The organism is Bacillus sp. Bos-x628, assembly GCF_040500475.1.
Lineage (GTDB): Bacteria > Bacillota > Bacilli > Bacillales > Bacillaceae > Bacillus > Bacillus maqinnsis.
This window is the reverse complement of record NZ_CP159358.1, coordinates 1,928,992-1,945,418: the sequence shown is the minus strand read 5'-3', so window position 1 is coordinate 1,945,418 and position 16,427 is coordinate 1,928,992. Positions and strand designations below refer to the sequence as shown.

Below are 16,427 nucleotides of genomic sequence, written 5' to 3'. Positions count from 1 at the left end.
TTTTCCTATTGCATTCACTTTTTCCGATCAATTACTAGGTCTATCTTATCATATTCATCATCATCATTTAAACCAAAATGGAAGTCAGTTAGAAAATTACCTATATTATCAATTAATAAAAAGAACAATTCCAAAATGAAATAATTTTACTTTCGGCAATTTTTATTTTAGAATGTGAATGATTGAGATAAAATCTACCAATCCAATTGATTGGAAATCGGTGAATGGAAATCATACGTTTGGAGATGAAGATATTGAATACTTTACAGGCATTACTAAACGACAGAATGGAGCGCTCTTCTCATCTTGAGGCGGTAACTGGCGGAGGTGTGTCTTATACATTTGAAGAATACGCAAAACGTATCGACCAACTGGCTCATTACTTAAATCGTAAAGGGATTCAAAAAGGTGACCGTATTTGCTTTATTTGTCAAAATCACCACCACTTTTCGACGATTATGTTAGCTGTGATCAAAGCAGGTGCAGTCGCAGTGCCACTTAGCTGGCAGCTCACTTCTTTTGAGCTGGAAGGCATTTTGAAAAAAGCAAAACCGAAGGCGTTATTTTTTGATCGGGAATTTCGTGACATCATTGCCGCTGTGAATGTTTCTTTAGAAGACTGTCTCATGATTGAATCTGGCGTGAATGCAAAAACAACGAAGCTATTTGAAGATATGTTGGCTACAAATGATGGGAGTCATATTGCAGAGGCGGTCTCAGAAGATGACCTTGCGATGATTTTGTTTACATCTGGTACAACTGGCAATCCAAAAGGCTGTATGGTCGGACATGGACGATTGTATCAATTCTTTACGAGACACCGTAATAGAGGATTTGACTTAAGAGGAAAACGATATTTGGCGAGTCACCCTCTGTATCATATGAGTTCTATAAATCATCTAATTTCTGGGGCACTTGAAGGGTATACCATCGTCTTTTTAAATGACGCTACACCAAAACGCATTTTAGAAACCATTGAACAGGAACGTATTACGTTCATGATGGCCTTCCCATCTGCTTATACGTACATGTTAGAAGAGATGAAACGTGGTTCGTATGATCTCTCATCCTTTGAAATTGCGATTTCTGGTGGAACGAAGGTGCCGGTACGCTTGATTAAGGACTACAATGAGGCTGGGATTCAAATGATGCATGGATACGGCAGTACAGAGGCATGGATTGTCAGTTCGTGGCATCCTGAAATGGGTGAAGATAAAATGGGATCTGCTGGTAAGGTTGATTCCGAGGTAGAAGTAAAAATTGTCCATCCTGATACGAAAGAAACAATGCCAATCGGAGAAATTGGCGAAGTTGTCATGAGAAGCCCATTTTATTTTCTTGGCTATTATCAGCAGCCAGAAGCCACTGAAAAGGTGCTGAAAGACGGCTGGTTCCATATGGGAGACGCAGGTTATTTAGATGAAGACGGCTTTCTTTATATCACAGGTAGATACAAGGATGTCATTTTGTACGGCGGAGATAATATTTATCCTGATCAAGTCGAGGAAGTCATTGATCAAATTCCAGGTGTGATTGAATCAGCGGTCATTGGTGTACCAGACGATGTATATGGTGAAGTGCCAAGTGCGTTTATCGTCAAAGATGAATCCGCCGATATTGGTGAACAAGATGTTGTGAACTATTGTCAGCAGCGTTTGGCAGATTACAAAGTACCGTCCATTCATTTCACTCAAGAATTACCGAAAAATAAGCTTGGTAAAATTATGAAGAAAGATTTACGTGAATTGGTTATGAAGTCTTAGGATCTATTCTGCTATAATGAAATATGAATGATTTTGTGGTTTTCTAACGTTTTGGAGGGAAAGGATTTGCGACATATTCTTCGTAAGAAACACATTCATGATTTGTTAGAACAGAGTAGACAACAAAAAGTAAAGAAAACGCTGGGAGGACTCGATTTAACACTCCTAGGTATCGGGGCTGTAATCGGGACGGGGGTCATGGTTTTAACCGGAATCACAGCAGCAAAGGATGCAGGACCGGCCGTCATTTTCTCCTTTGCTATTGCAGCGGTTGTGTGCAGTTTAGCAGCACTTTGCTATGCAGAGATGGCTTCGGCGATGCCTGTGTTTGGAAGTGCATACATTTATTCATATACAACGATGGGTGAGCTTGTAGGTCATCTCATGGGCTGGACCTTATTGTCCGTATATATGCTGACCGCTTCGGCTGTTGCTAGTGGCTGGTCCAGTTATTTCAATAGCTTGCTGGAGGGGTTTGGTGTATCCATCCCCCATCAATTCCTAGCGGGACCTGAACAAGGCGGGCTTATGAATCTGCCAGCGATCCTCATTGTTTTACTGATTGCGTGGATTTTATCAAGAGGAACGAAGGAAAGTAAAAAGTTCAATAATATCATGGTATTTGTGAAACTTGGCATTATTGTTCTTTTCATTGTAGTAGGTGGCTTCTATGTGCAGCCAGATAACTGGCAGCCATTCATGCCGTTTGGTGCGGAAGGTATCATTGCGGGCGCAGCTGCTGTGTTTTTTGCCTTTTTAGGATTTGATGCGATTTCAGCTTCTGCGGAAGAAGTCAAAAATCCACAGCGGAACCTGCCAATTGGCATTATTGGGTCATTACTCATATGTACGATCATTTACATTGCCGTTTGTTTGGTCATGACAGGAATGGTGCATTATACAGAATTAAATGTGACAGAAGCGATGTCCTATGTGCTCCAAAGTGTGCATCAGCATAGCGTAGCTGGCATTATTTCTGTCGGTGCTGTCATTGGATTGATGGCTGTGATTTTCGCCAATAATTATGCGGCGACACGAATCGCATATGCGATGGGGCGTGATGGTCTCTTACCTAAAGTTTTTTCGAAAACAAGCAAGAGTGATACGCCTGTTGCAAGCATATGGATGATTGGCGGAATGACAGCTGTTATTTCAGGATTTATTGATTTGAAAGATCTTTCAAACTTAGCGAACATTGGGGCATTGTTGACGTTTGCGATGGTGAGTTTATCTGTGCTCATTTTAAGAAAGACGCACAAACAGCTCGAAAGGGGATTCCGAGTTCCTTTTGTTCCGGTATTGCCCATTGTATCTATGGGTTGCTGCCTATTCCTTATGCTCAATTTACCAATCCGGACGTGGCTTTACTTTGGGGTTTGGTTGTTGATCGGTTTTGTCATGTATGCAGCTTATTCAAACAGACACAGTGAATTAGCGAAAACTTCATGAGAAAAAGGTGCAAATCCGTTGACGATTTGTGCCTTTTTTCTTACGATTTGGGATAAGCTATATAAGAGCATGCTGTACGGAACAAGAGGAGGATGAGTCAAATGATCAGCGTTAGTCCTTATATTGTAGTGGATGATGTCAAAGAGTCTCTTCAATATTATCAGGGGATTTTTGGCGGAGACATTCATATTTTAAATGAGCAACAAGATCGTGTGTTACATGCTGAACTGCACCTTGGTGAATCGTTGCTTCATTTCTCAGATACGTTCGGCCGCACACCAAAACCGGAGAATCTTCGTCTAATCATGCAATTTGACAATGAGGAAGAATTAAAAGCCGTATATGAAGCGCTTGAAGCGGATGGAGATGTGCTAGTGGAATTACAGGATACGTTCTTTGGTGCACTAAACGGGCAGGTACAGGATCGGAAGAATGGAATTATTTGGGTTTTGAATTATATAAAATAAAGGAAAACCTTCACCAATACCAAAGGTGGAGGTTTTTTGTGAGAGTGTTTTTATTTTCTGAAAAATGGAAAATATGCTATGTTGGAAGAATAAAAGGACAAGGGGAAGGGTGGCAAAGGAATGGAACAAATCGAGTTTCAATATATCCATACAAATGGTGTAACACTCCATACAGCAATCGCTGGTCCTGAGGATGGTCCGCTGCTTGTGCTGTTGCATGGATTTCCAGAGTTTTGGTACGGATGGAAACATCAAATCATCCCGCTGGCTGAGGCTGGCTTCCGTGTAGTCGTTCCAGATCAAAGAGGGTATCATCTAAGCGATAAGCCAGAAGGTATCGAATCATACGTCTTGGATAAGTTGAGAGATGATATCGTTGGACTGATTAAGGAGCTTAGTCCAAATCAAAAAGCGATTGTCGGTGGGCATGATTGGGGCGGGGCTGTGGCATGGCATTTGGTTTCCACGCGTTCTCAATATGTAGAGAAACTAATGATCGTCAATATGCCGCATCCACGTGTCATGATGAAGGTTCTCCCTTTTTATCCGCCACAATGGAAAAAGAGCTCCTATATCGCCTTCTTTCAGCTTCCACATATACCAGAGGCAGCGCTTCAGGAAAATCACTTTCAAAGGCTGGACGAGGCAATAGGTCTTAGCTCTAGACCACATTTGTTCACCAAGGAGGATGTCTCAAGCTACAAACTTGCATGGACACAGCCTGGAGCCATCACTTCGATGCTGAATTGGTATCGAGCCATAAAAAAGGGGGGCTTTGAAAAGCCAATTTCAAAACGTATTCTAGTTCCTGTTCGGATGATATGGGGAATGGAGGACAAATTTCTTAGCAGAAAGCTGGCGAAAGAAACGATCAAAATTTGTCCAAATGGACAGTTGATATTTGTCGATGATGCCTCGCATTGGATCAACCATGAAAAGCCAGACATCGTAAATCAGCTCATGCTGGAATTTTTGAAGTGAAGGAAAAAGCTCTGATCGGATGACCAGAGCTTTTTAACATTTAACCAATTTGATTTTTTTTAATAGTTGCAGGTTCGTCATCCCAGCATTCAATGTGTTCATTGTACGGAACGGCACTTTTATAAAAGATAGGGTCTTTCCCTTCTTTTTTCTGCCTCGTATAATCCTTTAATGCCGCAAAGGCGACCTTAGACAACATGGTTATCGCAATGAGATTGACTATGACCATGAAACCCATAAATAAGTCGGCTAGACCCCAGACAACAGGAACTTTGGCAACGGCACCGAAGAGCACCATACCAATAACGGCAACTCGATACAAATTAAGCCAAAATTTGTTTGCTCCAAGAAATTCAATGTTCGTTTCACCGTAGTAATAATTACCAATTAATGTACTAAAGGCGAATAAGAAAACCATAATCGCAAGGAAACCGGATGCCCAAGGTCCAATGTGATCACTTAATGCAACCTGTGTTAATTCAATTCCTTGTAAATTGGTTGTTTGATACGCATCAGAGAACAAAACAATAAAGGCTGTACTTGTACAAATGATTAATGTATCTGTTAACACACCAAATGCTTGAATTAATCCTTGTTTGACAGGGTGGCTCGTTACAGCAGTCGCTGCTGCGTTAGGTGCACTACCCATACCGGCTTCGTTTGAGAAGAGACCGCGTTTAATCCCTTGCAGTAAAGCACCGCCTAGTGTACCACCAGCAAACTGTTCAAATCCAAAGGCATGTTTCACAATGGTTCCGATAACGCCAGGGAGTTCTGTGATATTTGTTACGATGATAAAGAAGGCAATTCCGATATAGGCAATGGCAAGCACAACGACAATGTATTCAGATGCCTTTGCTATCGCATGAACTCCTTTGAAAATAATCGCTGCGAAAATGACAGCCATGATGATACCAACCATTAAACGGTCAAGTCCAAATGAACTTTTGAAGGCGACTGTAATGGTGTTAGACTGAACAGCGTTAAAGACGACTCCAAATGAAATCGTAATAAGGATAGCAAATAAAATCCCCATCCAACGTTTGTTTAAACCCTTTTCCATGTAATAAGCAGGTCCACCGCGGAATCCTGAATGATCTTTCACCTTATACACCTGAGCCAGTGTACTTTCGACAAAGCTTGAGGCAGAACCGATAATGGCTACGATCCACATCCAAAAAATCGCCCCAGGTCCGCCAATAGCAATAGCGATGGCAATCCCTGTGATATTCCCTGTTCCTACACGCGCCGCCATACTGATGGCGAATGCTTGGAACGGCGAAATGCCCTCTTTTTCTTTTGTTCCTTCTTTAAGGACACGCACCATTTCTCTGATCATTCTGACTTGCAGGAAGCGTGTTTTATACGTGAAGAAAATCCCAACTCCAAGTAACAGCACAATGATAATATAAGTCCAAATAAAATCATTTGTATATGTTAAATAAGATAACAAAGCTTTTTCGTTCATAACAACACCTCTTTGAATTCATCACTGTTCTTTTTAAAAAATACTGAGATCCCACTCTTTGGCGAGTTTTTTTAGCATCATGACGCCTGTAATGCTATTTCCGCAATCGTCAATGGCCGGACCATAAATGCCGATCCCACAGCCTGTTTTAAAAGGGAATTCTCTTCTTGCGCTTGGCGGAACGCAAGCCATAATTCCTCCAGACACACCACTTTTGGCTGGAACGCCTACGAATGCAGCGAAATTACCAGACGCATTATACATGCCGCATGTCAGCATTAACGCTTTTGTCAGTCTTGCGATATCTTTTGGGATGACTTGGACTTGTTTAAAAGGATGATAGCCATCACTTGAAATAATCAGTCCGATTAAGGCGATGTCTTCTGTTGTTACCTCAATGGAACACTGCTTTAAATAGACCTCTAATGTTTCCTCAACATCTGACTCTAAGTAGTTGGTTTCTTTTAAGTAATAGGCAAGTGCCCGATTTCGGTGGGCAGTTTCCCATTCTGATTGGTACACCTCTTCATTTACAGAAGGGTGCTGACCTATTAAGTTTTCGATTAAATCGAAAATATATGCTAACTTTTCTGTAGAAGTCCTACCGGGAATAATGGAGGATACGGTAATAGCTCCAGCATTAATCATTGGATTAAAAGGCTTTCCTGGTTTGTGCATTTCAAGGCGTATGATGGAATTAAATGCATCACCAGTCGGCTCTACATCTACTCGGTCTAAGACGTATGGTACACCTCTTCCTAAACAGGCAGCTATAAAGCTGATGACTTTTGAGATACTTTGCAGGGTAAAGGGAACGTCCCAGTCACCATATCGAACGGATGATCCATCTGGTCCTATGACGCTGATACCCAGTTGAGAGGAATTGACTTTTCCGAGTGCTGGAATGTAGCCAGCATTTTGACCGTTTTTGAAATAAGGTCGTATTTCTTCTGCCCATTGATCAACAGAAGACTGACACTCGTGTTGCGTAGGATTAGAAATAGCTGTTTTCATACGATTCCTCCAATCAAAAATAAAAAAGTACACTATTGAATTGGCGGATGACAAAAAATGCGATCAAATAGGCACGAAAACATGTTACACATCTTCAATGAACTTGTCATGCGCTGCTTGTCCCACTCCTTTACACCTAAATGTATGTTCAAATAAAGGCTTTGGCGAAGAAAGTGTTTTTAGTGAAAATTCAGAAAACGCTTACATATAGTTTCACTAAAATTGTTCATTCAATTTATCTTGGAAACTACACAATCTGACGAAATTCTACAAAAAAACTTACAAATAAAAATCTGTGCGGCTTTATTGGGTTAAATAATTCTGATCATTGTAGAAAATTTTTCAAAAGTCGGATAGCTGAAAGGTCACCTTGCTTTTCCGGAGAATAGTCTTAAAAAATGATTTTGTGGATAAAACTTGGGGTGAAAATTATTTTTTTGTACATTGTGAAGAAAAGCGTCTCCTTGTATACTGTGGCTATGCAAAAGGTGAAGGGATGTCAGTCATTTGAGTATAAATCAGCTTGTTAAAAAGGACGCATTCATTTTATTTTTTATGATCGTAATTGTGCCCCTTGCAGGAGAGTTGAAATTCTATCCTGTGAACGAAACATTTCGCATTAGCTTCGGTCCACCCGCATTTTTCTTTTGTTTATTACTTTTAAGGAAATCAAGACCGCTATTGCCTGGCTTCTTAACAGGAACAGCCATTGTTATTGTTCGAGTAGGGTTAGATCTTATTCAGCACAAGGCTGATGTAGTGGAATCATTTTATCAACAGTTCCCAAGCTTCTTTTTTTATCTTACTTATGCCTTCCTGTTTTATTTCATCCGTACTGGGAGTTTTAAGCAACAATCTATTTTCATTGGACTGATCGGTCTTATAATTGAATTACTTGCTGATTTTGTAGAGCTATTTGTACAATTTTTGGTATTTGATACAACCATGACGTTATCAAAGCTGAGTGATATGGTCTTAATTGCGTTTGCTCATAGTTTTGTGGTCATCAGCTTTTTTAATATGATGAAGCTCTATGAGGCACAATCAAGAGAAAAACAAATTATGAAACAGAATGAGCATATGATGATGGTCATTTCAAATTTATACGAGGAAACCGTACATTTGAAGAAGACATTAAAGCACACAGAACACATTACGCAAGAATCTTACCGGCTATACCGCATATTGAATGACCACGAAGCAGGTAAGAAAGTGAGTCAAGAGTTATTAAAGCTGGCAGGAGAAATTCATGAAGTGAAAAAGGATAATCAGCGTATTTTTGCTGGGCTGTCTAAGCTGATTTCCAAGGAAAATATGCAAGACTATATGAAAGCAGAAGAGCTTGTTCAACTTGTGATCGGCATTCAAGAGAAATATGCCCAATCCCTTGGTAAAACCATTTTATTTAAGTCCGATATTCAAGGAATTCATATGCAGGATTTTCATGTCTTTATTTTCTTATCATTGATTAATAATTTGATGTCAAATGCGGTTGAAGCGATAGAAGATAACGGAACAATCTCACTCGTCCTTAAAGGAATTGATGATAAATTAGAGATTCGGATCGAGGATGATGGACCGGGTATTCCTGAAAAGCTGAGAGAGATTGTTTTTGACCCAGGTTATACGTCAAAATTTGATGAATTTGGTACGCCGTCTACTGGGATTGGTTTATCGTATGTTAGAGAACTGGTTCAAGAGCTTGGCGGTCAATTGTTGATCGAACAAAAAGAAACAAAAGGTGCGGCTTTTAAGCTGATCCTTCCTATAAAAAATTTAATACAGAGAGGGTGAGTGTATGCGGTTTTTCATTGCAGATGATGATCGTGCGATACGCTCGATTTTAGGCCAAATCATAGAGGATGAAGATTTGGGAGAGGTAGTGGATGAAGCAGATGACGGAGATGGATTAGAAGCTCATTCATTGAACTTAAAGAAAGTAGACATCCTTCTGATTGATCTCCTGATGCCTGCTAGAGATGGAATTCAAACGGTTCGGCATATTCAACATGAATTCAAAGGCAAGGTCATCATGATTTCTCAAGTAGAGGCGAAAGAAATGATGGCAGAAGCCTATGAACTGGGAATTGAATATTACATTCATAAGCCTGTCAACCGCATTGAGATTGTCAGTGTCATTCGAAAAGTGATTGAGCGCATAAAATTGGAGAAATCAATTTTCGATATTCAAGCTTCACTTCAACATGTGTTGCCTTTACAGCCGATGATCACTCATGAAGCGGGAACTGGAATAAAGCGAAGAACGATGAAAGAGGCTGGCGAGTTTCTCTTATCTGAATTAGGCATTGTGGGGGAGAGTGGCTCAAAGGATTTACTTGAGATTCTCACATATTTACATGAAACACAGACAGCCAATTCCCACGAAGTGAATTTCCCTCCATTAAAACAGCTTTTTATCAAGACTGCGGAAAGAAAGCTGCATCACGGTGCGAGCGATGTTGAGGTGATGAGGGAAGTGAAAGCAGCTGAACAGCGTATTAGACGGGCGATACATCATTCATTGAATCATTTCGCTTCACTTGGGCTAACAGATTTCTCGAATCCTAAGTTTGAACATTATGCTTCGAAGTTTTTTGATTTTACCGATGTCAGCCAAAGAATGAAAGAGATGCAAAAAACATCTTCACATGCCGGATCGACTGGCAGAGTAAATACGAAGAAGTTTATTCAAATCTTTTATTTTGAAGCAAAACAGCTTTTCGAAGGGATGAGCTGAAAAAATCTGTTGGAATGAATGGAGAATATAAACAGAGGATTGGTGTTTTTCCTATGATAAACTTTCATTTCAGTAAGGTTTGCCCATCTTTCTGATCATTCTGATTTTTCTTATTTCTTGAAAATGAAGCCCTCTTGTACAATCGTTTGTTAAAATAGTGAGGTTAGACTAGAATGTCGGAGGTTTTATTTTGGGAAAAATTAAACGAAATGCGCTCTGCCCGTGCGGAAGCGAAAAAAAATATAAACATTGCTGTGGTCAGAAATCAGGCAGGCAACAAACGTCAGAGCTTGTGTTTAAGGAAGTTGTACAAGTTCAAAAGGATTTAATGAATTATGCGTTTTCTAAGCATCAGAGAGCGATCAATCAATTCATAAATGAATTTTCTTTTCTTGCAGAAATGGATAAAGAAACGCAACAAATCTCAGTATTTCATTTGAGCGTTTGGGGCATCTTCTTCCGTCCATTAACAGAGAAAGGTGAAACGATTTTTAGTGAATTCCTTTCAAAAAGAGCAGGAGATATTACACGTCCGAAAACAAGACAAGTGGTCCAATCTTGGACGGACATGGAGCCATCTTTACTATTACTCAATGAAAAAACAGATAAATCTCTTTATTTTGAAGATATGGTAACAAATAAGAAGGTTGAAGTTGACGTGAAACCGGATCAAACTGTACTGCCTGAAAAGGGCAGTCTCGTACTTGGCTTTCCTGTTCAATTTGAAGAAAAAGCAGAGTTCTTCATTCAATATACGATGTTTGCTAAAGAGCTTACAGATACACTTCTACTTCAAATTCGCCAACTGGTCGAGGACTATGAAGTAAATGGGGGAGAGCGTACCACATTTATGAGAGAGTCATATCCTGAAGTGTTGAAGTGCATGTTTGCAAAACAAGAAGTTGTAGAGTCTGAAATCGCTCATCAAACTGAAGAAGGCACAAGATTATCAGCAGAGCGTATGGACTGGACAAGTGATGCTCAGTTTGAAACAGCGAAGCTGATTGAAGATGGGATGAAAGAACATGGTGATCAAAGCTTGATAGATGGTGCTCTAACTGTTTGGAAAGCATACTGTGATCAAAAATCACCGGTCATCCGTAAAGCAGAGTCATTTGCTGCGGGGATTGAATACTATATTCATTCGCTTACAAGTGAAGCACCACTTTCTCAAGCACAGTTGGCTAAAAAATATGGTATTAGTGCGTCAACTGTATCTAGCCGTTTTAAAGATATTGAACAAGCGGTCAAAGAAGAGCAAGAGGCGACAGTATCATAGTCATTAAAGAAGACGCGTCAACCGTATTTTAGGTTCCGCACCTTTTTATTTTCATATAAGCGTCTTTGATGTTCTATTCGTTCACCTACAGATTGGTTTTGAGAGAGCGGGAAACTTGAATTTTAAAATGGGTTCATGGGAAAATAAGGATGATGAACCAGACAAGGGAGATGAGCTTTTGAAAAAGGTAACGCTTGGAAGAACTGATTTACAGGTCAATCCGATAGGACTTGGAACGAATGCAGTAGGCGGACATAATTTATTCCCGAACCTTAGTGAAGAGGCTGGACGTGAGCTTGTGGAAACCGCTCTTGATCAAGGTGTCAATTTCTTAGATTCTGCCTTTATTTATGGATTTGGCCGTTCGGAGGAATTGATTGGTGAAATCATTGCTAAAAGAGGGAATCGTCATGAACTTGTCCTTGCAACAAAAGGGGCTCATAAAGAAGTAAACGGGCAAATCGAACTCGATAATAGTCGTGACTTCTTAAGACAGCAAGTAGAAAATAGTCTCAAACGACTGCAAACGGATTATATTGATTTGTACTATATGCATTTCCCAGATGGAAAAACACCACTTGATGAAGTGGCAGGTACTTTAAAGGAATTAAAGGATGAAGGAAAAATCAGGGCAATTGGTGCATCTAATCTAGATTTTGAACAGCTTCAAATTTTCAACCGAGATGGATACTTAGATGTACTCCAATCAGAGTATTCCCTGTTAAAGCGTCAGGCAGAGCAGGATCTTCTCCCATACTGCGTTGAACACAGCATTTCATTTATTCCTTATTTTCCATTGGCATCAGGCTTATTGACAGGCAAATTCACTAAAGATGCTACATTTGATGATATTCGAGCGAAGGACCCACTTTTCCAAGGCGAAGCTTTTGTACAAAACCTTGTAAAAGTAGACAAGTTGAAGGCGATTGCTCAAAGGAAACAAGCAGAAGCGGCGCACGTTGCGCTGGCTTGGCTCTTAACAAGGGATGGCATTGATGCCATAATTCCTGGTGCAAAACGGGCAGAGCAGGTTCTGCAAAACCTCAAAACAAATGAAGTTCAATTGACTGAAGAAGAAATAAAGCAAATTGATCAAATCTTTTCTTAAAACGAAAAAATAAGGTGCGCTGCTGCACCTTATTTCAGCTTGTAGACAAATCCTCGCATTTGTTGTCAGATATCGAGCACTGGTGCGCGAGATGTTTCATTCGCTCCGCACAAGTAGCACGTAGCACGGGTTTTCCTAGACTTTAAACATTTTAATTCACGCTGAAAAGAAGACAAAAGGGGTAAAATAAATATCATTTTACCCCTTTGCCAACAATCTGTGACCCCCGAAATCGGTGGCTTTTTTTATTAGTTCTTGATGAATTTTTCGACTAAACTGCTTGTTTTGTAATCGTTCAAGTCAAGTTTCCATTGGTCAATATCATTTTTCTTCATGTTGACTTCTACAGTTTCTTCAGATGATGATGGTCCTAATTTTTTAAACTCATCTGGATAGATAGAGAGTAGATATTTTTGTGCATCATTGTAAGACGCTGAACGATTTTTGCTGTAGAATTCAGTTGCTTTCTCTTTCAAACGATCGACAAGTGGGCTTGCATCAATTGGTGTTACTGTAACAGATACCACTGCTTTATCACCACTGATTGATTTTGTTTTTGTCGATACTTTAGATTTTTCAGCTAACGTTTCTTTGACAGCCTTTAATAGCTTATCAAGATTTTCGTCTTTAGCTGAGCTTGATGAGATACCAGAAGAAGAGATATAGCCTTGTTTGAACGACTTATCAAACTCGTTCACTACGGTTGATTTGTTATCACCAGTTAATTTTTCGAAATCGTCGTTTTTCTTACCAAAGATCATGACATCGATATAAGAAGAAAGAGCTTTTGCAGATGCTTGAAGCGTATCTGCTTTTTTCATTAAGTCTTTTCCTTTAATATCGAATTCTAGTGTTTTGTCGTCTTTTTTCGATTCAGAAGCAGGCTCTGTGTATACAAGCTGATAATCTTTGTTTTTATCAACGACGTAGAAAAGACCACCTTTTGATACTTTTCCAGCATTTAGCGAGCTGGTAGATAATACTTCATTGTAGTCATCTGGAGAGATTGTAGAGACTTGTGCATCATCTTGATAAAGCGTGAAGTTGCTTTTGTCGACATTCAGAGGTTCTTTGCTGATGTTTTTTACAGATACATTCACTTTCAGTACATATTGGTCATCTTGTACAGATGTATCGTACTGAGGCGGTAATGTATATTCAGCACTTTCCACCTTGACCTCTGCTGCATCAAGAGATTTTTTCGTATCGTTTTCTTTAGCGGCTGTTTTATCTTTTCCACTACAAGCTGCAGCGACAACAGTCAAACACAAAATCAGAAGAAACAGGGATAATTTCTTTTTAAACATGAATTCATTTCCTCCTCGGGTTCATGGTGAATTTCATTGGAAAATCTTAGCTCATATCGATCTTTTTGCACAAAAAGAAAAATACTGTTTGTTTTTTAACTGTAGAATGAAGCGAAAGTACTGTCAATATCTCAGTGTGTTTTAAGAACTAATAGAATTCTATTGGTAAAATTGGCGCTAATTCGAAAAATGAATCTCATATTTAATATTTGTTGGTTTTCCGCATAGACGGCATGTTGTTGTAATGTGAGACTCTTGTCCTGTATGAAATTCTCCATCATTGTTTTTTTAAGACAGGCTATCGACAGACATAGCGTCTTTTCATGTCAAAATGGCAGTCATCTACACAAAATCGCTACATAAAATAAAAGGGAAATGAGATGGAGGTGGATGTATGGCAGTGGTAAGAGCGACAAGCTCTGATATTGATTTATTGGCTAGACTGCTGAGGGCGGAAGCAGAGGGTGAAGGGAAAAAAGGGATGCTGCTCGTAGGGAATGTGGGCATCAACCGTTTGCGTGCCAACTGCTCTGACTTTAAAGGGCTGCGTACGATTCCACAAATGATTTATCAGGAGCATGCGTTTGAAGCGGTCACACATGGGTATTTTTATCAACGGGCACGAGAAAGTGAAAAGACACTTGCAAGAAGGAATATTAATGGAGAGCGATTTTGGCCAGCGAAATTTAGCCTTTGGTATTTCAGGCCGCCTGGTGATTGTCCGTCTACATGGTACAATCAGCCGTTTGTTGCAAGGTATAAGTCGCATTGTTTTTATCAACCAACAGCAGAAACGTGTGAAAATGTATATAACACCTTTTAGCTTGATCATCAGCACAATCCTTTCAAGAAAGTAGGGGATTGTGTTTTTCCTTTTTTCAAAATGGGTAGCCATTATGTACCAACAAAGAAGCAGGCACGTGATTGGAGGAAATCAAGATGTATTAAAATTTAAAAGGAATTGGACAGGCAGTAGCAATTCCATTTGGACAAGAACAAATGAATGTGGTGGAACTATAAAGGTGATGAAGATGGTGCAAAAAAAGACTTTTGTCCAAGCCATTCACCAGCACGGGGTCTAAGGTACATGCGGATGTTTCTAAAAAGGAAGGAATTTGAGCGTTAATGGGTGCGGCGCTAGAGCATTTCAAAACAGTGGATGAGTTTTTGAATAATTCATTTAATGGAGAAGAAGCCCCATGAGATGACACTAGATCAATGGCAAAAAGTCACGGATGTCAATGTAACTGGGGCATTTCTAGTTTCAAGTGAAGCTGTGCACATCACAGGTACAACATGATTTGTCGGTGGAGGGATGACACTTTATCCATCACAAATCAATGATTAAAAAGAAGACATCCGTCAGATTAGCTGGCGGATGTTTTTTGTTCGTAGTGATGTGTTGTTTTGGTCGTTTTGCCGAGCAGCATTGGATATTTGCTCAGAAAGGAGATGCATGGAACCATGAGAAGCAAGGTGCCAATGGTATAAAAGAGTGTCCATGAGAACTGCGTTGTGTCAGAAATATCGACACCAAGTCCGTAATAAACAAATGCTTTCATTATATCAATTCCGGCAAACTGTAATACGAGAATCACAATGGAATTTCGTCCGAGATACGTCAAAATAGACGATGTTTTGAATTTGAAGCTCAAATAAATAACAGCGGCTGAGCCAAGCAGTGCACAAACATAAAAGATCAGAATATCGCCAAATTCATTGACTCGCATATCAACCCGTGAATTAAAATGTTGCACGTACCCGATGAGAACAAATAGCCCTGTACACAGAAGAAGGGTTGGGTCTGTTTTTAATTCTACAAACCATTTCTTCGCCAAAAATCCAATTGAATAAAACACGACAGCAGTCAAGGCTACATTGGCATTCCAAGGAAGACTTTGATGTAAAAATAAGGTAGACGCATATCCAGTTATTCCGCAAAGTACGGTGAGTGAGATCAAAGTGGCAGGCTTTCCTTTCGTCAGACGATGCATAAAGAAAAAGAGAATCTCTACTAAAAAGAGTGTTGTTAAAAACCAGATGGCAGGGTTATGAGTCAGCCTTGCTTCATCTGCATTGGAAATAAAGATACCTGTAAATGGAACAAAAGGGTCAATATCTGTTTGCCCTTTGAATGCGAAAAAGCGTGTCACTAAGAACCAGAAGACATACGTAATAATGGAGAAATAGAGATAGGGCAAGAGCAGGCTTTTTGCTTTCTTCTGAATAAAGGGACCAGCAGGACGTGATGCTGATTGAAACATCATACCTGATAATATAAAGAACAGCGGCATATGAAAGGAATAAATGAATTGCTTTAACGAGTCAGGGATGGGTACATGTGCCATGACCACGAGCAATATCCCCATTCCTTTGGCTGCATCTACCCAGTCGAGTCTCTTCTTCATTGGCATATCGTCTCCTTCCTTCTAGTTGTCATGAACAGTTCATTGAATACTTACCTTTACTATATAAAAGGTACACCTTCAATGCGTTTACAGTTCCCTAACGATTGGAAGAAACATTTGCGTTCAGATGACAGACGAAAGGGATTTTGACATCTTCATGTTACATTTCCCATTTTTTATGACAATGTAAAAAAAGAAGCCATGCTGGCTGAAACACTGGGCTATGAGCGTTGACCTCAAATTCAAGTAGATAACATCAACTTTTTATATCAACATATCAAGTATTGCTTTCATTCACTCGATCAACAAGAGGCTGTCTATCGGCGTATTTCGACAATGTTTCACATGAAACACTTCGTTTATGACATGAACCGTGAATGGCAAGCTTTTCCTTGAAAAAATGTTATGTTCTTGAAACCTTGAATGATCATAGATCGTATATACTA

14 protein-coding genes are annotated in these 16,427 nt (G+C 39.7%); 10 read left to right on the top strand and 4 right to left on the bottom strand.

Annotated features, from left to right (window positions below):
• Nucleotides 1-254: 254 nt before the first annotated feature.
• The 4 genes from ABVJ71_RS09965 to ABVJ71_RS09950 all read left to right on the top strand — a co-directional run bounded on the left by ABVJ71_RS09965 (nt 255) and on the right by ABVJ71_RS09950 (nt 4,660).
• Nucleotides 255-1,763 (top strand): AMP-binding protein, encoded by a 1,509-nt coding sequence (locus ABVJ71_RS09965; RefSeq protein ID WP_353853900.1) that lies wholly within the window; start codon nt 255-257, stop codon nt 1,761-1,763.
• A 66-nt stretch (nt 1,764-1,829) separates the two neighbouring features.
• Nucleotides 1,830-3,212, top strand: a complete 1,383-nt coding sequence (locus ABVJ71_RS09960; RefSeq protein WP_353853899.1) for an amino acid permease — start codon at nt 1,830-1,832, stop codon at nt 3,210-3,212.
• Between the two features lie 101 nt (nt 3,213-3,313).
• Nucleotides 3,314-3,679: a VOC family protein gene (locus ABVJ71_RS09955; RefSeq protein WP_353853898.1), complete on the top strand. Its 366-nt coding sequence runs from the start codon at nt 3,314-3,316 to the stop codon at nt 3,677-3,679.
• A gap of 120 nt (nt 3,680-3,799) precedes the next feature.
• Complete coding sequence (locus ABVJ71_RS09950) at nt 3,800-4,660, top strand: alpha/beta hydrolase (protein ID WP_353853897.1); 861 nt, start codon at nt 3,800-3,802, stop codon at nt 4,658-4,660.
• 40 nt (nt 4,661-4,700) lie between these two features.
• Here ABVJ71_RS09950 and ABVJ71_RS09945 read toward each other — a convergent pair whose 3' ends face one another.
• A complete protein-coding gene (locus ABVJ71_RS09945) occupies nt 4,701-6,128 on the bottom strand; it encodes an alanine/glycine:cation symporter family protein (RefSeq protein WP_353853896.1) in 1,428 nt (475 codons plus the stop codon).
• Nucleotides 6,129-6,161: 33 nt separating this feature from the next.
• Complete coding sequence (locus tag ABVJ71_RS09940) at nt 6,162-7,142, bottom strand: glutaminase (RefSeq protein ID WP_353853895.1); 981 nt, start codon at nt 7,140-7,142, stop codon at nt 6,162-6,164.
• A gap of 507 nt (nt 7,143-7,649) precedes the next feature.
• On the opposite strand from ABVJ71_RS09940, the gene ABVJ71_RS09935 reads away from it, so the two are divergent.
• The 4 genes from ABVJ71_RS09935 to ABVJ71_RS09920 all read left to right on the top strand — a co-directional run bounded on the left by ABVJ71_RS09935 (nt 7,650) and on the right by ABVJ71_RS09920 (nt 12,266).
• Nucleotides 7,650-8,936 carry a sensor histidine kinase gene (locus ABVJ71_RS09935; RefSeq protein ID WP_353853894.1) on the top strand — a complete coding sequence of 429 codons (1,287 nt, stop codon included), beginning with the start codon at nt 7,650-7,652 and terminating at the stop codon, nt 8,934-8,936.
• 4 nt (nt 8,937-8,940) lie between these two features.
• On the top strand, nt 8,941-9,879 hold the full coding sequence (locus tag ABVJ71_RS09930) for a response regulator (protein ID WP_353853893.1): 939 nt from the start codon (nt 8,941-8,943) through the stop codon (nt 9,877-9,879).
• Between the two features lie 190 nt (nt 9,880-10,069).
• Nucleotides 10,070-11,158, top strand: coding sequence for an SEC-C metal-binding domain-containing protein (locus ABVJ71_RS09925; protein ID WP_353853892.1), 1,089 nt, complete (start codon nt 10,070-10,072; stop codon nt 11,156-11,158).
• Between the two features lie 127 nt (nt 11,159-11,285).
• Entirely contained in the window at nt 11,286-12,266 is a 981-nt protein-coding gene (locus ABVJ71_RS09920; RefSeq protein WP_353853891.1) for an aldo/keto reductase, read from the top strand.
• 248 nt (nt 12,267-12,514) lie between these two features.
• Here ABVJ71_RS09920 and ABVJ71_RS09915 read toward each other — a convergent pair whose 3' ends face one another.
• On the bottom strand, nt 12,515-13,573 hold the full coding sequence (locus ABVJ71_RS09915) for a DUF5105 domain-containing protein (protein ID WP_353853890.1): 1,059 nt from the start codon (nt 13,571-13,573) through the stop codon (nt 12,515-12,517).
• Nucleotides 13,574-13,967: 394 nt separating this feature from the next.
• Here ABVJ71_RS09915 and ABVJ71_RS09910 point away from each other — a divergent pair, with 394 nt between their 5' ends.
• Nucleotides 13,968-14,396, top strand: a complete 429-nt coding sequence (locus tag ABVJ71_RS09910; RefSeq protein WP_353853889.1) for a cell wall hydrolase — start codon at nt 13,968-13,970, stop codon at nt 14,394-14,396.
• Nucleotides 14,397-14,469: 73 nt separating this feature from the next.
• The gene (locus ABVJ71_RS09905; RefSeq protein ID WP_353853888.1) at nt 14,470-14,655 is read left to right on the top strand and encodes a hypothetical protein; all 186 of its coding nucleotides are present in this window, start codon (nt 14,470-14,472) and stop codon (nt 14,653-14,655) included.
• Nucleotides 14,656-14,940: 285 nt separating this feature from the next.
• On the opposite strand, the gene ABVJ71_RS09900 is transcribed toward ABVJ71_RS09905, so the two are convergent.
• Nucleotides 14,941-15,981, bottom strand: coding sequence for an acyltransferase family protein (locus ABVJ71_RS09900; RefSeq protein ID WP_353853887.1), 1,041 nt, complete (start codon nt 15,979-15,981; stop codon nt 14,941-14,943).
• Nucleotides 15,982-16,427 lie beyond the last annotated feature (446 nt).